18 protein-coding genes and 1 tRNA gene are annotated in these 18,993 nt (G+C 61.8%); 12 read left to right on the plus strand and 7 right to left on the minus strand.

Annotated elements, in window-relative coordinates; genetic code table 11:
• Positions 1–31 precede the first annotated feature (31 nt).
• The 5 genes from GEU01_RS26735 to trpB all read right to left on the minus strand — a co-directional run bounded on the left by GEU01_RS26735 (position 32) and on the right by trpB (position 4,810).
• Positions 32–193 (minus strand): hypothetical protein, encoded by a 162-nt coding sequence (locus tag GEU01_RS26735; RefSeq protein ID WP_232272451.1) that lies wholly within the window; start codon positions 191–193, stop codon positions 32–34.
• Between the two features lie 123 nt (positions 194–316).
• Positions 317–1,639, minus strand: coding sequence for a bifunctional folylpolyglutamate synthase/dihydrofolate synthase (locus GEU01_RS07740; RefSeq protein WP_019085614.1), 1,323 nt, complete (start codon positions 1,637–1,639; stop codon positions 317–319).
• Between the two features lie 21 nt (positions 1,640–1,660).
• The gene (accD, locus tag GEU01_RS07745; RefSeq protein WP_019085615.1) at positions 1,661–2,530 is read right to left on the minus strand and encodes an acetyl-CoA carboxylase, carboxyltransferase subunit beta; all 870 of its coding nucleotides are present in this window, start codon (positions 2,528–2,530) and stop codon (positions 1,661–1,663) included.
• A 217-nt stretch (positions 2,531–2,747) separates the two neighbouring features.
• On the minus strand, positions 2,748–3,584 hold the full coding sequence (gene trpA, locus GEU01_RS07750) for a tryptophan synthase subunit alpha (RefSeq protein ID WP_019085616.1): 837 nt from the start codon (positions 3,582–3,584) through the stop codon (positions 2,748–2,750).
• Complete coding sequence (gene trpB, locus GEU01_RS07755; protein ID WP_019085617.1) at positions 3,581–4,810, minus strand: tryptophan synthase subunit beta; 1,230 nt, start codon at positions 4,808–4,810, stop codon at positions 3,581–3,583. The genes trpA and trpB overlap by 4 nt, the downstream gene beginning before the upstream one ends.
• A 197-nt stretch (positions 4,811–5,007) precedes the next feature.
• On the opposite strand from trpB, the gene GEU01_RS07760 reads away from it, so the two are divergent.
• The 3 genes from GEU01_RS07760 (at position 5,008) to rho (ending at position 9,149) form a co-directional block, all read left to right on the plus strand.
• A complete protein-coding gene (locus GEU01_RS07760; protein WP_019085618.1) occupies positions 5,008–5,973 on the plus strand; it encodes a magnesium transporter CorA family protein in 966 nt (321 codons plus the stop codon).
• Positions 5,974–6,147: 174 nt separating this feature from the next.
• The gene (locus tag GEU01_RS07765; protein WP_019085619.1) at positions 6,148–7,461 is read left to right on the plus strand and encodes an outer membrane beta-barrel protein; all 1,314 of its coding nucleotides are present in this window, start codon (positions 6,148–6,150) and stop codon (positions 7,459–7,461) included.
• A 377-nt stretch (positions 7,462–7,838) separates the two neighbouring features.
• Positions 7,839–9,149, plus strand: a complete 1,311-nt coding sequence (rho, locus tag GEU01_RS07770; protein ID WP_026018583.1) for a transcription termination factor Rho — start codon at positions 7,839–7,841, stop codon at positions 9,147–9,149.
• 186 nt (positions 9,150–9,335) lie between these two features.
• Here rho and GEU01_RS07775 read toward each other — a convergent pair whose 3' ends face one another.
• Positions 9,336–10,307 (minus strand): quinone oxidoreductase family protein, encoded by a 972-nt coding sequence (locus GEU01_RS07775; protein ID WP_019085621.1) that lies wholly within the window; start codon positions 10,305–10,307, stop codon positions 9,336–9,338.
• 30 nt (positions 10,308–10,337) lie between these two features.
• The gene (locus tag GEU01_RS07780) at positions 10,338–10,793 is read right to left on the minus strand and encodes a methylated-DNA--[protein]-cysteine S-methyltransferase (RefSeq protein WP_019085622.1); all 456 of its coding nucleotides are present in this window, start codon (positions 10,791–10,793) and stop codon (positions 10,338–10,340) included.
• 73 nt (positions 10,794–10,866) lie between these two features.
• Between GEU01_RS07780 and mnmE the strand changes: the two genes are divergently transcribed.
• The 9 genes from mnmE to rsmD all read left to right on the plus strand — a co-directional run bounded on the left by mnmE (position 10,867) and on the right by rsmD (position 18,965).
• Positions 10,867–12,201 carry a tRNA uridine-5-carboxymethylaminomethyl(34) synthesis GTPase MnmE gene (gene mnmE, locus GEU01_RS07785; RefSeq protein ID WP_042710808.1) on the plus strand — a complete coding sequence of 445 codons (1,335 nt, stop codon included), beginning with the start codon at positions 10,867–10,869 and terminating at the stop codon, positions 12,199–12,201.
• A gap of 13 nt (positions 12,202–12,214) precedes the next feature.
• Positions 12,215–14,086, plus strand: coding sequence for a tRNA uridine-5-carboxymethylaminomethyl(34) synthesis enzyme MnmG (gene mnmG / locus GEU01_RS07790; protein ID WP_019085624.1), 1,872 nt, complete (start codon positions 12,215–12,217; stop codon positions 14,084–14,086).
• Complete coding sequence (gene rsmG, locus GEU01_RS07795; protein ID WP_019085625.1) at positions 14,083–14,691, plus strand: 16S rRNA (guanine(527)-N(7))-methyltransferase RsmG; 609 nt, start codon at positions 14,083–14,085, stop codon at positions 14,689–14,691. The genes mnmG and rsmG overlap by 4 nt, the downstream gene beginning before the upstream one ends.
• Positions 14,684–15,508: a ParA family protein gene (locus GEU01_RS07800; RefSeq protein WP_019085626.1), complete on the plus strand. Its 825-nt coding sequence runs from the start codon at positions 14,684–14,686 to the stop codon at positions 15,506–15,508. Before rsmG ends, GEU01_RS07800 begins: the two co-directional genes overlap by 8 nt.
• The gene (locus GEU01_RS07805; RefSeq protein WP_010508575.1) at positions 15,508–16,407 is read left to right on the plus strand and encodes a ParB/RepB/Spo0J family partition protein; all 900 of its coding nucleotides are present in this window, start codon (positions 15,508–15,510) and stop codon (positions 16,405–16,407) included. The genes GEU01_RS07800 and GEU01_RS07805 overlap by 1 nt, the downstream gene beginning before the upstream one ends.
• Positions 16,408–16,490: 83 nt before the next feature.
• A tRNA-Lys gene (locus GEU01_RS07810) sits at positions 16,491–16,566 on the plus strand.
• Between the two features lie 310 nt (positions 16,567–16,876).
• Positions 16,877–17,617 (plus strand): gamma-glutamyl-gamma-aminobutyrate hydrolase family protein, encoded by a 741-nt coding sequence (locus GEU01_RS07815; RefSeq protein WP_019085627.1) that lies wholly within the window; start codon positions 16,877–16,879, stop codon positions 17,615–17,617.
• Positions 17,614–18,390 carry a pseudouridine synthase gene (locus GEU01_RS07820; protein WP_010508573.1) on the plus strand — a complete coding sequence of 259 codons (777 nt, stop codon included), beginning with the start codon at positions 17,614–17,616 and terminating at the stop codon, positions 18,388–18,390. The genes GEU01_RS07815 and GEU01_RS07820 overlap by 4 nt, the downstream gene beginning before the upstream one ends.
• A complete protein-coding gene (rsmD, locus tag GEU01_RS07825; protein WP_019085628.1) occupies positions 18,390–18,965 on the plus strand; it encodes a 16S rRNA (guanine(966)-N(2))-methyltransferase RsmD in 576 nt (191 codons plus the stop codon). Before GEU01_RS07820 ends, rsmD begins: the two co-directional genes overlap by 1 nt.
• Positions 18,966–18,993 lie beyond the last annotated feature (28 nt).

Here is an 18,993-nt window from a genome sequence, read left to right on the forward strand (position 1 = left end):
CCGTGGTCGGCATGGTGAACGGGTGCAGCCTTTACGGCTGCACCCGTTTTTTATTGTCTGTCTGTCCCGGCGCAGTGGCCTGTCGTGCTGCAAGGGTACAGACCATTGGAAATGATTTCAGAATAAAGGTTTTTTGGGTGCCGCCTTTTTCCAAAAAGGCGGCTTTCTTCGAAGTTTTTGAAAAAAGCGTCACCAGAAACTTCTTTATGTTTTGGTGAATCTTTTGTGGTCGGTCCGTCCGACATCAACCCGCAGGCAGATACCTTTTTCAACACGGTTTCTATTGCGGGACATCTGCGCCTGTGGGGCTTGTGCGTCAGTCAGGCTGCCAGCCATCAAGCTGCAGGGCGACACCGGCCAGATACAGGCTGCCACATATGATGACGCGGGCGGGTGGGGCATCCGGTTCCGCTGTGGCCGCCAGATGCGTCAGGGCGGCGTGCAGGGTGGGACCAGCCGTGGCCCGGCCACCAGCCGCCGCAATGATGTCCGCCACGGGCTGCGCCAGATGCTGGTCCTTTTCCGCTACGGCCTGGATGGAGGCCGCATGCGGCAGCAGGGGCGACAGGAAGCCGGTGGCGTCCTTGGTCTGCTTCATGCCGATGACCAGATGGGTGGGACGATCCGCCCATTCCGCCATCACCTGTGCCAGTACCTCGCCCGCACCGGGATTGTGACCGCCATCAAGCCATAATTCCCAGTCCAGGGGCATCAGGGCCGCCAGGTGGCCGGACAGGCGCTGCATCCGCGCGGGCCAGCGTGCCTGGGCAATCCCCGCCCATGCCTGTTGCGGCAGGGGCAGGCCACTGGCGCGCAGGGTGGCGATGGCAAGACCCGCATTGTCGACCTGGTGCGCGCCACGCAGGCCGGGCAGGGGCAGGTCCAGCGCACCATGACGGTCATGGTAGCGCAGGCTTGTGCCATCTGGCGCGGGGGTGATGGACCATTCATGGTCCCGCCGCCACAGGGGGCTGCCGTGCGCGTGTGCCGTGCGGACAAGGACGTCCATGACCTCGGCTTGCTGGCGGCCGGTGGTTACGGGAACGCCGGGTTTGATGATGCCTGCCTTCTCGGTCGCGATTGCCCCCGGCGTATCGCCAAGGAAGGCCTCATGATCCATCGAGATGGCCGTGATCGCGCATGCTGCCGGGCGTTCAAGCACATTGGTGGCGTCATGGCGGCCGCCCAGCCCGACCTCGACAATCGCAAGATCGGCAGGGTGGCGCGCACACAGCATGAAACCCGCCGCCGTCAGGACTTCGAACACCGTAATGGGTGCGCCGGCATTGACCTGTTCGATGTCTTCCAGAACGCCCGCCAGTTCGCGTTCCGTCACGATCTGGCCCGCGATGCGGAAACGTTCGGTCACGTGGACCAGATGCGGCGATGTCAGCACATGCACCCGCCACCCCGCCGCTTCAGCCACGGCGCGCATCAGGGCGCAGGTGCTGCCTTTCCCGTTCGTGCCCGCCACGTGCACGACGGGCGGCAGGTGGCGTTCGGGGTGGCCAAGGCGCGCCAGCAGCGTTTCCAGCCGGGCCAGTGACAGGTCGATCAGGGCCGGATACAGCCGGTTCAGCCGTTCAAGTATCTGCCCTGTCCGGCCAACGAATTCCGGCCCGAGCGTGGGGGTATTCATGGGGAGCGCCCTTGTTCGGGGTCAGGCCGCGGGCCGCGGCGCGATGTGGCGGTAGTTGAGCTGCCCGATCAGCTGCCCGAGGGTTACGGGCAGGTCGCCGCGTTTGACCACCATGTCCAGCATGCCGTGTTCCAGCAGGTATTCCGCGCGCTGGAAGCCTTCGGGCAGCTTTTCGCGCACCGTATCCTCGATCACGCGCTGTCCGGCAAAGCCGATCAGGGCATTGGGCTCGGCAATCTGCACGTCACCCAGCATGGCGAAGGATGCGGAAACCCCCCCCGTGGTCGGATTGGTCAGCACGACGAAATAGGGCAGCCCCGCTTCCTTGAGCATCTGCACCCCCACCGTGGTGCGGGGCATCTGCATGAGGCTGATCATGCCTTCCTGCATGCGCGCGCCACCGGATGCGGTAAAGACGATCAGCGGCGACTGCTGCAGGATGGCAAGGCGGGCGGCGGCAAGGAAGGCCTCACCCAATGCCGCACCCATCGTGCCCGCGATGAATTCGAACGCCATGACGGCGACAACCGCGTTATGCCCGCCGATCTGCCCATGGGCCACGGCCATGGATTCATCAAGCTGGGATTTGGCGCGTTCATCCTTCAGCCGGTCCGTGTAGCGCTTGCGGTCACGGAAGGAGAGGGGGTCAACCGGCACCCTGGGCAGTTCGATGCGGGTATATTCCCCGTTGTCAAACGTCCATTCCAGCCGTTCGGGCACGGTGGCGCGCATGTGGTAGCCGCAATGCGGGCACACATTCATCGCCTTGCGCAGGTCCTTGGTCAGGATCATCTGCTCGCACGATTCGCAGTTGGTCCACAGGTTGTCCGGCACTTCCCGCTTGAGCAGGCTGCGGATCTTGGGACGGACATATTCGGTCAGCCAGCTCATGTTGCCTCTCCCTTAAGCTTTCTGGAGGCCTGTTCCATACAGGCAGATGAACGATTGGGCCAGATTGTCATTGCGGGGGCCATTGCGGAAAATCGCCTGTGAAATGTCCCGCAAACCGTAAGAAAGTTTTTGGTGAAGCTTTTTTCAAAAAGCCTCAGAAGGCGCCGCCTTTTTGAAAAAAGGCGGCACCCAAAAACTTTTGTTTTTTATCAATGTATTATTTTGAGACAGTTTTGCTTACGGCATGCACGGCATCCGCCAGCCCGCGCAGCTGTTCCAGCACCGCGGGCACGGTGCGGGCCGTTGCCCGGCCATCCGCATTCAGCGTGCCCTCAAGCGTGTTGAGCAGGGCGGACGCCACGACGGCGGCATCGGCCGCGCGTACGGCGTTTGCCGCCAGTTCCGGCGTGCGGATGCCAAAGCCGATGGCGATGGGCAGGTCGGTGGCACGGCGCAGGCGGGGCAGGGCATGGGCCAGTTCATCGGTGCTGGCGGTGCGTGTGCCCGTCACCCCGGTGATGCTGACATAATAGACAAAGCCCGATGCGCCGTTGAACACGACCGGCAGCCGGTCGTCCGGCGTTGTGGGGGCGACAAGGCGGATGATGTCCAGCCCGGCGGCAGCAGCCGGGCCTGCCAGCAGGTCGGCTTCTTCCGGTGGCATGTCGACGACGATCAGGCCATCCACGCCCGCTGCTTTCGCATCCACGCAGAAGCGTTCGGGACCATAGGCCTCGATGGGGTTGGTGTAGCCCATCAGGATGATTGGTGTCTCGTCATCGCCGTCGCGGAAGGCCGTGACCATTTCCAGCACGCGCTTCATGGTCGAATCACCCTTCAGCCCGCGTAGCGCGGCCTTCTGGATGGTCGGGCCATCGGCCGACGGGTCGGAAAAGGGCACCCCCACCTCGATCAGGTCGGCGCCCGCACCGGGCATGCCGCGCAGGATGGCAAGCGACGTGTCGTAATCCGGGTCGCAGGCTTCGACATAGGGGATCAGGGCGCCACGGCCCTGCTGGCGCAGGGTGGCGAAGCGGCGGGCGATGCGGCTCACAGTTTCACTCCCAGATGTTCGGCGACGGTGAAGATATCCTTGTCCCCCCGGCCGGAAATGTTGATGACAATGATCTGGTCCTTGCCCATACCGGGCGCGATCTTCGCGGCATAGGCGATGGCGTGGGCGCTTTCCAGCGCGGGAATGATGCCCTCGGTGCGGGTGCATAGCTGGAAGGCGTCCAGCGCCTCCTGGTCGGTCGCCCCAACATATTCGGCGCGCCCGATGTCACTGAGCCATGAATGTTCGGGACCAACACCGGGATAGTCGAGGCCGGCGCTGATGGAATGGGCTTCGGTGATCTGTCCGTCCGCATCCTGCAGCAGGTAGGTGCGGTTGCCGTGCAGCACGCCGGGCTTGCCACGCTCGATGGAGGCGGCGGTACGTCCGCTGTCCAGCCCGCAGCCCGCGGCCTCGACGCCGATCAGCCTGACTTCGGGGTCATCAAGGAAGGGATGGAAGATGCCCATGGCATTCGACCCGCCACCGATCGCCGCCACGATCGCATCAGGCAGGCGGCCTTCGGCGGCCACGATCTGTTCCTTGGTTTCCACGCCGATTATGGACTGGAAATCACGCACCATCTGCGGATAGGGGTGCGGCCCCGCCACCGTGCCGACAAGGAAGTAGGTGTCATGCACGTTGGTCACCCAGTCGCGCATGGCTTCGTTCATCGCGTCCTTCAGCGTGCCCGCGCCTGCGGTAACGGGCACGACTTCGGCCCCCAGCAGGCGCATGCGGAACACGTTGGGCTTCTGGCGCTCGACATCGGTGGCGCCCATGTAGATCGCGCATTTCATGCCGAACAGCGCGCACACGGTCGCGGTGGCCACGCCGTGCTGGCCTGCGCCGGTTTCGGCCACGATGCGGGTGCGGCCCATGCGGCGGGCCAGCAGGATCTGCCCCATGACGTTGTTGAGCTTGTGGGAACCGGTATGGTTCAGTTCCTCGCGCTTCATGTAGATTTTCGCGCCGCCAAGCTGTTCGGTCATGCGGCGCGCAAACCACAGCGGACTGGGACGACCGACATAATCCTGGAGATAATAATCCAGTTCACGCCGGAATTCGGGGTCCGCCTGCGCCGCCCTGTAGGCGTCGTCCAGCTCCAGCAGGAGCGGCATCAGGGTTTCGGCGACAAAACGGCCACCAAAAATTCCAAAACGGCCGCGACCGTCCGGCCCGCTGCGCAGGCTGTTGGCGCCTGCCTGTGTATCTGTTGCGCTCAACTTCGCTACTCCGCAAGAAATAGGTGCGTGGCTCAATGGTATCATCATGCAGCCGTCCCGGGCCGCGTATCAGGCGGTTCTGGACCGGATGGCGGTAAAATACCAGCCCCCTGCCGTATCGTGGAGCGTGTCATGATTTGACATGTTTGCTGTCGCATGATGGATGAACAACGACCCGAACCACAGAAAGACCGCCCATGTTTCTAGCCCATCGTCCCGGTGCCCCGGCCCGGACCGTTACGACTGCGGAGGATGCGGCCGGTGCGGCATGGCTGGACCTGCTCAGTCCCACCGAGGAGGAAGAAGCCCTTGCCGCCGAGGTGACGGGCCTGCGTGTGCCCACCCGCGCCCAGCTGGATGAAATCGAAAGTTCATCACGTCTCTTCATGGAAGGGATCGGCGTCTATCTTTCCACGCCACTGGTGCGCAAAACGCCGGATGACTTTTTCGTCTCCCCCGTGGGCTTCGTACTCATGCCCGGCCGGCTCCTGACCATCCGTTATACCGGGTTCAGCGCGTTTGACGTGGTTGCGCGGGAAGTGGCGGGACAGGCGGAGCCCCTGGCCGCCAACGAGGCGGGGATCATGCTGCTGGAAGCCATCGTGGACCGGCTGGCCGATATCCTGGAACATCTGGGGCAGGCGCTTGATGGCATGTCCAAGGACGTATTCCAGTCCGAGGAACCAAGCCAGGCGCAGGCGGGCGCGCTGCTGCGCAACATGCTGCGCCGGGTTGGCCGGTCGGGCGACCTGAGTTCATCCGTGCGCGACAGCCTGCTAGGGCTGGAACGGATTTCCATCTTCCTGGGGGAAAACAAGCGCCACGACCTGTCTGAACGGCTGCAGTCACGGCTGGCCACGGTGGGGCGCGATATCCGTTCGCTGAACGACTTCGTATCCCAGACGGCCAACAAGGTGCAGTTCCTGCTGGATGCGACGCTGGGATTCATCAGCATCGAACAGAATAATGGCATGAAGATACTGACCGTGGTCAGCTTTATTGGCGTGGCTCCCACGCTGGTAGCGGGCATCTATGGCATGAACTTCCATGATATACCCGAACTGAACTGGAAATACGGCTACTGGTATTCCCTTGTCCTCATGGCGGCGACGGTGGTGCTGCCGCTGATCTGGTTCTGGCGGCGTGGATGGCTGGGAAAATAGTTGTCATTGCCTGACATATCGCCTTCATGATTATTATATTATCGAATCATTTCAATGATTTAGGTTTCAATAACAAGGGAAACGAAATAAAAGAAAATTCATGAATGCCGGAGCGCGCGCGGATAATCGGCGCCTGCCCGGGTCTGCCGATGCCGGGGAGGAATAAAGGCCGTCATGAAACCGAACCGTACGCTGGGATGTTGTCTGGTCCTTGCCGGCCTGCTGGGTGGACTGCCTACCGTGGCGCGTGCGCAGGTTCATGTCTTTTCCGGCCTGCGGCATGACAGCAGCACGGGCCTTGCCCGGTGGCTGGGTTACATTACCCTGAGCGCACAGATCGAAGGCGGGATCATGGCCAATCCCGCACGCCCCCAGCCCGGTTACAATTATGGCGACTTCCTGGCCGACCATGCCAACCAGGTTCAGCTGAACCAGGCTGAATTCACGCTGAACAAGGCGATCGACCCGCACCGGAACACCTACCAGGTCGGTTTTACGCTGGAGGGCATGTACGGGTCGGATGCACGCTATTATCAGGTCCTGGGCATCAGTGACCGGGAATGGAACGCACGCTACCAGCTGATCCCCGCGCAGGCGCATATGGATGTCCACCTGCCGTGGCTGACGCGTGGCGGGCTGGACATGCAGGCGGGTATCCTGCAGGCCCCGATGGGGGTGGAGGGGCTGGATCCGACATCCCGGCCCTTTTACACGCTGGCCTATACATCCGAATATTCCGTGCCGTTCGAACATGTGGGCGCGATGTTCAACTGGCATGTGACACCCATGGTGGACGTGACATTCGGCATTGATACCGGCAACCAGACATCATTCGGGCATGCGGACAATAACAGCGCGCCAGCCGGGTATTTCGGTTTCAACCTGAATAACCTCGCTCATGGCAAGCTGCGCATTGTGGAACTGAGCCGTGTCGGGCCGGAAAATTCGTGGCGCGCCATCGGCCATTACGAAGCCGATCATACCCAGCGGTTCTGGAATGATATCAGCGCCTACTACCAGGTGAATGACCGGTTGAGCCTGACGGCGGAATTCAATTACCTGCATGACGAGGGCACGCGCGGCATTGGCGCGCGCGGGCAGTTTGCAGGCGTGGATGCGGAAAGTTTCGTAAGTTTCCTCAGCTACCGCATCAACCGCGACCTGACCTTCAATTACCGTGGCGAAATATACCGCGACAACAACAACGCCATGGTCGCGACATTCCGCGGGAACAATTCCTACATGGAAGCGCTGGCCGGAACGGGTGGGGCGGTCGTGCCCGGGCCGTCGGCCTCCAGCCATGGCACGACATATGGCGAAATGACGCTGGGTGTCAGTTACCGTCCCCAGCTTGGCCATCATATCGGGGTTTTCATGCTGCGCCCCGAAATACGGTTTGACCGTGCGCTGAATGGCACCATGCCGTTCAATGGCGGACGCAATAACGGCATGTTCACCTTTGGCGGGGATGCGGTCATCGGGTTCTGAACATGCGCGCTTCAGGCTGCGTCGTGAACGCATGCATCCATCAGTGCAGACGCGGCCAGCGCCGGTAGGGCGCGCGCGAATATTTTGTCATCATGACGCGTTACACGGGCGACGACAGTATAATCATCGCGATGAGGCCAGGGGGGCATGGCATAGGGATGTGTGTATGCTTGACGCCACGCGATTAAAGGCATATGGTCCGCATATTCCAGCGCATGCCATTTCGTGGCGGACCTGGGATTCCCACCTCTCAGTTAAGCTGCATCAAACCGCTTCATCAGAATATGGTCAGAGGCCCCTTATCGGCGCGCCTTCTCAAACTGATTGCTGGCTTCTCTTTTCCTTTCGTGAACTGCCCACTTATAGGCATATCCTGCATGCAACTCGCCGAACTCAAGGCCAAATCCCCAGCAGACCTTCTGGCTTATGCTGAAAGTCTGAACATTGAAAACGCATCTTCTCTTCGCAAGCAGGAGTTGATGTTCACGATCCTCAAGACGCTGGCTGACAACGATCAGGCCATCTATGGGGACGGTACGCTTGAAATCCTGTCTGACGGGTTTGGCTTCCTCCGCTCACCGGAAGCCAATTACCTGCCGGGACCCGATGATATCTATATCTCCCCCAGTCAGGTCCGCCGCTTTGGCCTGCGTACCGGTGACACGGTCGAAGGCCAGATCCGCGCCCCGCGCGACGGGGAACGGTATTTTGCCCTGCTGAAGGTCAACGCGATCAATTTCGAACCGCCCGAGGCGGTGCGCCAGCGGATCAATTTCGATAACCTGACGCCGCTCTACCCTGAACGCCGCCTGAAGATGGAAGTCGAGAATTCGGCCGTGGGGGGTGCTGCGGATGCACCAGCCAATGGCAAGGGGAAGGGCAAGACCCCGAACCGTGATTTCACGTCCCGCGTGATCGACCTGGTCTCCCCCATCGGCATGGGGCAGCGCGCGCTGATCGTCGCCCCCCCGCGTACCGGCAAGACCGTGATGCTGCAGAGCATCGCCTCCTCCATTTCCGCGAACCATCCCGAAGTGTTCCTGATCGTGCTGCTGATCGACGAGCGGCCGGAAGAAGTGACGGACATGGCGCGTTCGGTGCGGGGTGAGGTCGTGTCCTCCACCTTTGACGAACCGGCGACCCGGCATGTGCAGGTCACCGAAATGGTACTGGAAAAGGCCAAGCGCCTGGTCGAGCACAAGCGTGATGTGGTGATCCTGCTGGATTCCATCACGCGTCTGGCCCGTGCCTACAACACCGTTGTCCCGTCATCGGGCAAGGTGCTGACCGGTGGTGTGGATGCCAACGCGCTGCAGCGTCCCAAGCGCTTCTTCGGTGCGGCCCGTAATATCGAGGAAGGCGGTTCGCTGACCATCATCGCGACCGCGCTGATCGATACCGGCAGCCGGATGGATGAAGTCATCTTTGAAGAGTTCAAGGGCACGGGTAACTCCGAACTGATCCTTGACCGCAAGCTGGCGGACAAGCGTACGTTCCCTGCCATCGACATCACCAAGAGCGGCACGCGTAAGGAAGAACTGCTGGTCGATCGGGCCGATCTGGCCAAGATGTGGGTTCTGCGTCGTATCCTTGCCCCGATGGGTACTATGGATGCGATGGACTTCCTGCTGGACAAGCTGAAATACAGCAAGACCAACCACGATTTCTTTGATGCGATGAATACCTGATCGGGTTGCTATGTCGTGCATGACTGAAAAAACCCCGGCTGGAAGGCCGGGGTTTTTTGTTTTGAAAGGAAGAAATTTTTTGGTGAAGCTTTTTTCAAGTGGCTTCAGGAGACAGTGCCTTTTTGAAAAAAGGCGACACCCAAAAACTTTTATTATTTCTGAAACGCTTTGCTTATCTGGTGTGGATCAGGGGAGCAGGATCGTGCTGCCCGTGGTCCTGCGCGATTCAAGGGCAATATGGGCCTGTGCGGCCTCGGTCAGGGGGAAGGACTGACCGATACGTGGCTTGATGATGCCCTGCCGCACCAGTTCGAACAGTTCGTTGGCGGCATGCAATAGTGCGGGGCGTTGCGCGATATAGGTCGTAAGGGCCGGACGCGTCAGGTACAGGCTGCCATGGGCCGCCAGCGTGCCGACATTCACGCCCGTCACCGCCCCCGATGCATTGCCATAGCTGACCATAAGACCGCGTGGGGCAAGGCAGGACAGGCTGGTTTCAAAGGTATCGTGGCCAATGCTGTCATAGACGACCGGCAGCATGCGCCCGTTGGTCAGGTCGCTGACCTGTTTCTTTATCCGGTCCATGCCGATGATGACATCCGCCGCCCCGTTGGCGCGGGCCAGTTCCGCTTTTTCTGTCGTTGAGACGACGCCAATGACGCGTGCGCCCAGATGACGCGCCCACTGGCACATCAGCAGCCCCACGCCACCGGCGGCGGCATAGACCAGAATATCCTCGCCGGGCTGGACGCGATGGACCTCGCGCAGCAGCATGTGCGTGCTCAGGCCACGCAACATGATGGCGGCAGCGGTCGTGGCGGAGATGTCATCGGGCAATACCACCAGCCTGTCGGCGGCAATGGTGCGGAACGTGGCATAGCCGCCCGGGGTTGTGACATAGGCCACCCGCATGCCGGGCTGAATGCCTTCCACATCGGGACCGATGGCGGTTACGGTTCCTGCCCCCTCCATGCCCGGCACGGCGGGCAGGGCAGGGAATTTGTACAGTCCGGTGCGGAAATAGGTATCAATGAAATTGACCCCGATTGCTTCCTGGCGCAGCACCACTTCGCCTGCCGCCGGGGTGGGAACCGGAAGCGTTTCGGTGCGGAGGACATCAGGCCCCCCATATTCATGGATGCGGATGACGGTATTCATGTCCTGTAATCCCTGTTGGTGGGTAAGGGGTTATGGCAGCGGTGTTGCGGAGAAGGTTTCCAGGTCACGCAGGAACTGCCGGTCGCGCGCGCCTTCATCCCCAGGGTAGGTTTCGGGATCGTACCGGGGGCAGTCAGTGAAATCGATGCGGTGGCAGGGGATCAGGATGGGAATGGGATTTTCCGAACAGGCGCTGATGATGGTGTCAGTTGAAACATTGGCCAGACGTGCCGCATCCTGCCATGAAACCTGCTGCCCTACGGGAATGGTCTGCATGAACTGCCATGCGCGTAGCTGCTCGGGTGTGCCATAAGGGGCAAGGGGCAGGCGGCACAGGGTGACTTCCCCATCAAAATAGGCGTCCAGCCAGGCGCGGGATTCCAGCAGCAGCGGCGTTTCCTCCTGATCGCGGCCCCAGCCCCAGTCCAGCGCCACGATCTTTCCATCTTCGACGGAGACGGTCAGGGGCGCGAGTGGCGAATGCATCGAAAGTTGTGGCATGAGTCACCTTGATCAGGACAAAGAGGTGAACGATAACGCCGTTCCCGGGACTGACAAAATGATGATGACCACCATGGAGATGTTTGTGCAGGAAAGTGATCGTCATCCCCCCGTCATTTTCGCACTGGCCAGCGGCCTGTCCCGCGCCGCCATTGCCGTCATGCGGTTGAGTGGCCCGGGTACCGGCAGGATTGTTGAAAGCCTGTGCGGTCGTCTGCCAGCACCGCGTCGTGCTTCGCTGCGGGGATTGTGGCGACGGGATGGGGATGTGCCGGTCCTGCTGGATCGTGCGCTGGTGCTGTGGTTTCCAGGGCCGGAAAGTTACACGGGCGAAGATAGCGCGGAACTGCACCTGCATGCGGGACCGGCGGTCATCAGTGCCGTGGCCGATACGCTGGTGGCGCTGGGCGCACGGCCTGCCGAACCGGGGGAGTTCAGTCGCCGCGCCTTTACGCACGGGCGTCTTGATCTCATGCAGGCGGAAGGCATTGCCGATCTGATCGATGCCGAGACCGAGGCCCAGCGGCGACAGGCGCTGGCGCAGGTCGATGGGGCACAGAGCCGCCTGTACCAGCAATGGGCCGACAGGCTGCGCGTGCTGCTGGCGCATCAGGAAGCATTGATCGACTTCCCTGACGAAGAACTGCCCCCGGAAGTGGAGCAGGAACTGGTGAACGGCCTGCGTGTATTGCATGCGACCATGCAGGATTACCTGGCTATGGGCGAGGGGGCGGAACGCCTGCGCCGGGGGCTGGTCTTCGCCATTGTGGGGGAACCGAATGTTGGCAAGTCCAGCCTGCTGAATGCACTGGCGGGACGGGATGCCGCCATTGTATCCACCCGGGCGGGTACAACGCGTGATGCGATTGAAATCCGGGTTGTGATGGGCGATGTGCCGGTCACGCTGGTTGATACCGCAGGCCTGCGTGAAACCGATGATGAAATTGAAGCCGAAGGCGTGCGGCGTTCACTGTTTCACGTGAAACAAGCGGATTGCGTGGTGCATGTGTTTGCAGGTAATCCTCCATCATCCCGGCTGGAAGGGGATGGTGTACTGGTATGTAACAAGACCGACCTGTCACCCGCGCCTGATGGCGTAATAGGGATCAGCGTGCTCACGGGGGCGGGCATGGATGTGCTAAGGGATGTTCTGGCCGACAGGGCGCGTGCCCTGACCGCCGATCGCGCCAGCGCGCCGTTTACCCGCGCCCGGCATCGTGCCGCGATAGAGGAAACGGTACACCATATCGGTCGGGCACAGGCGATGGCATGGCCGGAAATGCGCGGGGAGGAAATGCGCCTGGCCATGCGTGCCCTTGGGCGCCTGACGGGGACGGTGGATGTGGAAGCCTTGCTGGATACGGTGTTTGGCCAGTTCTGCATTGGCAAATAGGGGAAGTGCCGGAATGAGTCGCGTATATGATGTGATTGTCGTGGGTGGCGGTCATGCGGGGTGCGAAGCCGCATCTGCCGCCACGCGCATGGGCGCGCGGACGATGCTGCTGACACATCGCCTGGATACCGTCGGCATCATGTCCTGCAATCCGGCCATTGGCGGAATTGGCAAGGGACACCTTGTGCGTGAAATCGATGCGCTTGACGGCCTGATGGGGATTGCGGCCGATCGGGCTGGGATTCATTTCAAGCTGTTGAACCGCTCCAAGGGGCCAGCGGTGCATGGACCGCGCGCGCAGGCGGATCGTTCGCTCTATCGTCAGGCCATACAGGACCTGCTGGCGCAGACCGAAGGGCTGGATATCGTCGAAGGTGCGGCAGGCGACCTGCTGGTCAGTCAGCAGGGCCGGGTGGACGGTATTGCCTGCGAAGATGGCCGCACCTTTGCCTGCGGTGCCGTGGTGCTTGCCACGGGCACGTTTCTGCGCGGGACGATCCATGTCGGGCATGACAGCCAGCCAGCAGGAAGGGTAGGGGACCGACCCGCGAATGCGCTGGGTGAACGTCTGGCTGGACTGGGGCTGCGCATGGGGCGGCTGAAGACCGGCACACCGGCCCGCATCGCGCGCGACAGCATCAACTGGGACGTCCTGGCGGAAGACCGGGGCGACGCCGTGCCGGAACCGTTCAGCCGCATGACGGATGCCATTACAAACCCCATGGTATCGTGCCGTATCACGGCCACCACGCCGCGCACGCATGAGATCATACGCGAAAACCTTCAGCTCTCCGCCCTGTATGGCGGGGCGATATCGGGGCGGGGGCCGCGCTACTGCCCGTCGATCGAGGATAAGGTCGTGCGGTTCGCGCAGCGTGAGTCCCATCAGATATTCCTTGAACCCGAAGGTCTGCCCGGCACGCCCGATGGGGAACTGGTCTACCCCAATGGCATTTCCACCAGCCTGCCTGAAAACGTGCAGGTGGAAATGCTGCGCAGCATCCCCGGGCTGGAACAGTGTCGGATCGTCAGGCCGGGTTACGCGGTGGAATATGATTACGTGGATCCGCGCGAACTCGCGCCCACGCTGGAACTGAAAAACATGCCAGGTCTGTTTCTTGCCGGTCAGATCAACGGTACGACCGGGTACGAGGAAGCCGGGGCGCAGGGCCTGCTGGCTGGTGTCAACGCCGCCCGCTGTGCTGCGGGGCAGGAAGGTGTGACCCTTGACCGTGGGGATGCCTATATCGGTGTCATGATCGATGACCTGACCACGCAGGGCGTGTCCGAACCCTATCGCATGTTTACGTCCCGCGCCGAGTACCGTCTGACCCTGCGGGCGGATAATGCCGACCTGCGGCTGACCCAGCGTGGACTGGAATGGGGCTGCGTAGGGAGCGCGCGTGCACAAAAATACCGTATGGACCGCGCCGCGATCGAGGCCGCAACTGAACGTGCCCGCAACGAAACCTATAACCCGGATACCCTGCGCAGGGCCGGGGTGAATGTTTCGGCTGATGGGCGCGCGCGCTCGCTTTTGGATGTGCTGGCAACGGATGCATCGTCCGAAACACTCGCCCGGATCGCACCATGGTTTACTGACCTGCCACCCCGCGTGGCCCAGCATCTGGCGACCGAGGCCCGTTACAGTGGCTATATTTCCCGGCAGGATCGTGAAATCCGCCAGCTTGCCAGCGAGGGGCGCATGGCCCTGCCGGTGGATCTGGATTATGCCCGGGTTGGTGGCCTGAGCACGGAAATGCAGGAACGGCTGTCACGCGTCCGGCCCGTGACGTTTGGCGCGGCACAGCGTATTCCCGGCATGACGCCATCGGCGCTGGTCGCCCTGCTGGCGCATGTGCGGCAAAGGCAGGTCGCGGTATGACGGACATGCCCGATGTTTCACGTGAAACACATGACAGGCTGGAACGCTATGCCGATATCCTGCTGCGGTGGAACCAGCGGATCAATCTTGTCTCGCCCCATGATCTGCCACATTTATGGTCGCGTCATATTGCCGATAGCCTGCAACTGGCGCGGCTGATTCCATCTGGTTCCACAAGTCTGGTGGACATGGGATCCGGTGGCGGGTTTCCCGGCTTGGTTATTGCATGCGCCACGGATGCACGGGTGACATTGATCGAATCGGATCAGCGCAAGGCTGCCTTCCTGCGCGAAGCCGCACGGGTGGCGGGTGTGCAGGTCCGTGTCTGCGCGCAGCGACTGGAGGTTGCCGACGTGCCGCCCGCACAGGTCGTGACGGCGCGTGCGCTGGCGCCCCTGTCGCGCCTGCTGGAATGGGGTACGCGCTTCCTGCAGCCCGATGGCTTCTGCCTGTTTCTGAAAGGACGGAATGCGGAAGATGAACTGACAACAGCCAGCGCCGACTGGCACATGGCGACAACCCGGATTCCAAGCCGTACAAATACGGATGGTGTGATTCTAGAATTGAGCGATATCAGGCGTGTCAGAGACCACAACAATGAATGATACGGGAAGCGGGCTTGCATCTTCCCCCCGCATTATTGCGCTGGCCAACCAGAAGGGCGGTGTGGGCAAGACAACCACGGCCATCAATCTGGCGGCGGCTCTGGCGACATCGGGGCTGAAGGTCCTGCTTGTCGATATGGACCCGCAGGGCAATGCTTCGACCGGACTGGGCGTGGGTTATGATGCCCGCCGCAGCGGTACCTACGCCATGCTGGAAGATGGCGAACGGGCTGCCGCCGTGGTGCAGCCTAGCGCCGTGCCCGGCCTGTCGCTGATCGCGGCGGATACGGAACTGGCCGGGGCGGAACTGGAACTGGTCATGTCCGACCGGCGTGAATACCGACTGCATGAGGCACTGGCGCAGGTCGGGGCGGACTATGATGTCATCCTGATCGATTGCCCCCCCAGCCTCGGCCTGTTGACTCTCAACGCCCTTGTGGCGGCGCAATCCGTAATCGTGCCGTTGCAGTGTGAATTCTTCGCGCTGGAAGGCATCAGCCAGCTGGTGCGGACCGTCAACAGCGTGCGGCAGTCACTCAATCCGGCGCTGAAACTCGATGGCATCGTGCTGACCATGTACGATCGGCGTAACAACCTGTCGGAACTGGTGGCGGAGGATGCCCGCAGCTTTTTCGGGGACAGGGTGATGGAAACCCTCATTCCCCGCAATATCCGGATTTCCGAGGCGCAGAGCCATGGGCAGCCGGTAATGAATTACGACCAGCGTTCGTCCGGCAGCCTGGCCTATCAGGCCCTCGCCACCGAAGTCACGGACCGTCTGGGGCTGCATGCCGTAACGAAAGGGAAGGCGCGCTGATGAAAACCAAGAAGGATGCCGGTCGCCCCCGTCTCGGTCGCGGACTGGCTGCCCTGCTGGGTGAACAGGTCAACATGCTGCCTGCCGCACCGGCGGTGGAAGCACGCAAAACGCCCGAAACCATTTCCAGCCTGCCGGTTGATGTAATGGAGCCAGGTCCCTTCCAGCCACGCCAGCAGATGGAGCCCGGCGCACTGGATGAACTGGCCAGTTCCATTCGCGTGCGTGGCATCCTGCAGCCCATCCTTGTGCGGCCGCATCCGGGGCGTAAGGGGGTATACCAGATCATTGCGGGGGAACGCCGCTGGCGTGCCGCGCAGATTGCGGGCCTGCATGACGTGCCCGTTCATATCCGCCCGCTGGAGGATGGGGACGCCATGGCGGCGGCACTGGTGGAAAATCTCCAGCGTGCCGACCTCAATGCCATTGAGGAAGCCGAGGGCCTGCAACGCCTGCTGGATGATTATGACCTGACGCAGGATGAACTGGCCAGTGCAATTGGCAAGTCCCGTCCACACGTGGCCAACATGGTGCGCCTGTTGCAGTTGCCGCCGCCCGTGCGTGATGCCGTGCGTCATCAAAGCCTGTCGGCGGGACATGCCCGTGCCCTGCTGGCACATGACGATCCCGTTGCGGCGCTGAAGGTCGTGCTGGCGCAGGGCCTGAATGTCCGGCAGACGGAAGCCTTGGCCAGGCAGCAGGAGCGCAAGGCTGCTGCTGCGCGTGACAAGGCGGAAAAAACAGCCCGCAATCCCGAAATTGCTGCGCTGGAACGTGACCTTGCCACCAGGCTGGGGCTGAAGGTGCAGATTGCCTTTGACGGCAAGGGCGGCAGCATCCGGATTGATTACCGTTCGCTGGAACAGTTTGATGGCCTGCTGCGGCTGCTGCAGCAGTAGGAATTTCAAAAAAGTCAAAAATTCCCCTTGTCAGACAATCAGGTGACTGCTAGAAGCCCTCTCACCCGAGCGGGTAACCCTGTGGGCGCATAGCTCAGTTGGTAGAGCAGCTGACTCTTAATCAGCGGGTCCAAGGTTCGAGCCCTTGTGCGCCCACCATAGGGTTTAACAGGATTACAGAAATCCCCATCATGGCATCGCCGGTGGGGATTTTTTGTATTATGACCCCGGCGAGCCATCGGGCAATGGCACATAGTAACGTCGTCATTCCTTTTGACCGGAGATTTCTTTAAGGGCTGTTTCAAAATAACCCGTCGATAAAAAGTAATGAAAGTTTTCGGGTACGTTCCTTCTTCAGCAGGACGGCGTTCCCAGAAGCTTTTTGAAAACAGCTTCATCAAAAACTTTCTTGCTGACCTGCGGGATATTGCGTGAGCAGACTTTTGAAACAGTTTCCGGGGCAGGCGGCATGACATCCCATTTACCCCTGATCGGGGTCACGCTGGACAGCGAACCGCCCGCAACAGATGACAGGGCCGGGTATTCCCGCTTCCCATGGTACGCGATCCGCCAGAACTACATGGACATGATTGCGGCCTGTGGTGGTTTGCCGGTCGCGCTGGGCCATGACGCGCGGCAGGCGGCGGACATGGTCGCGCGGCTGGACGCCCTGGTGGTGACCGGTGGCGCGTTTGATGTGCCGCCCGATCTGTACGGCGCATCCGGCCAGCATGCCAGCGTGCAGACCAAGCCCCGGCGTACGGCGGCGGAAACGGCCCTGGTCCATGCCGCCATGATACGTGGCATTCCTGTTCTGGGCATATGTGGCGGCATGCAGCTTCTGGCTGTCGTGCTGGGGGGACGGCTGGTACAGCATATTCCCGATACCTATCCGGCAGCCCTTGCGCATGAGCAGCCCAATCCGCGTGATGAACCGGGGCATGAGGTGGACGTGGTGGCGGGCACGCATCTGGCGCGGCTGGTGGGCCGGAGCCGGCTGGCGGTGAATTCGTCCCATCATCAGGCGGTAGGGGATGCAGGACGGGCGGTAATCTGTGCTACAGCGCCTGATGGGGTTGTCGAGGCCATTGAACTGCCCGGCCATCCATTTTGCATCGGGGTGCAGTGGCATCCGGAATTTGGCATATCGGCAGGGGACCGTCTCCTGTTCGAAGGGTTGATCGACGCTGCGAGGCAGACACGAACATGACACAGGACCATTCCCCCCCGTCTACCCAGGAACGGGGTGACCGTATTGCCAAATGGCTGGCCCGGTCCGGCGTTGCCAGCAGGCGAGATGCGGAACGCATGATTGCCGAAGGCCGGGTCAGGCTGAATAGCGCGGTCGTCACTCATCCGGCCACGTTCGTTGATGCGGGCGATATCGTTCAGGTGGACAACACTGTGGTCAGCGCGCCAGACCGCACGCGGCTGTGGCGGTACCACAAGCCCGATGGTCTGGTGACAACCCACCGCGACCCCGAAGATCGTCCGACCGTGTTTGATTCCCTGCCACCGGGACTGCCGCGCGTCATCAGCGTGGGGCGGCTTGACCTGAACAGCGAGGGCCTGCTGCTGCTGACCAATGATGGCGAACTGGCCCGCAGGCTGGAACTGCCCAGCAATGGCTGGATACGCCGTTACCGCGTGCGTGTATTCGGGGTGGTGGACGAACGGATGCTGGCCTCCCTTGCCCATGGCAGTGAATTCGAGGGCGTGCGCTATGGCCCGATCGAGGCACAGCTGGACTCCGCCAAGGGGGACAATGCGTGGCTGACCGTCTCCCTGCGCGAAGGCAAGAACCGCGAGGTCCGCAAGGTCATGCGGGGGCTGAACCTGCACGTCAGCCGCCTGATTCGCACCTCATATGGTCCGTTCCAGCTTGGTACGCTCCAGCGTGGTGAACTTGAGGAAGTGACCGGCAAGGTCATTCGTGAACAGGTGCCCGGCCTTATGCCAGCCAAGTCACAGCGCAGGGCGTAATGCGTATCATCGCGGGTGAATGTCGCGGCCGCATCCTGCATGCGCCACCGGGACAGGCCACACGCCCCACGGCGGACCGTGTGCGGCAGGCGCTGTTTGACACGCTGGCCCATGCTCCATGGGCGGGGATGGACCTTCTGCGCGGCGCACGCGTTCTGGACGGATTCGCAGGGACCGGGGCGCTGGGGCTGGAAGCCCTGTCACGTGGCGCCGCCACTGCCGTGTTCGTGGAACAGAACCGCGCTGCCCTGCGGGTCCTGCGTGAAAATGTCACGGCCTGCGGCATGGATGGTCGCGCCATGATCCGTGCGATGGACATGCTGCGCCTGCCTGCGCGTGGCGCATCTGGTCCGGTGGATCTGATTTTTCTGGATCCACCCTATAACCAGGACCTGCCCGCCCGCGCGCTGGCGGTGCTGGAACGCGGCGGCTGGCTGCATCCCGCGACCCTGGTGGTGGTTGAGACGGCGGCGGCGGAACCGCCCCCGGTTGCCGCTGACCGGCTTCTGCTCGAACGCAGGCATGGGGCCGCGTGCCTGTACGCATGGCGACATGGCCCGGACGACGCGGCATAATTGATTGCCGTATTTTCGCCAGCGGCCT

Source organism: Komagataeibacter europaeus LMG 18890 (assembly GCF_000285295.1).
Classification (GTDB): domain Bacteria; phylum Pseudomonadota; class Alphaproteobacteria; order Acetobacterales; family Acetobacteraceae; genus Komagataeibacter; species Komagataeibacter europaeus.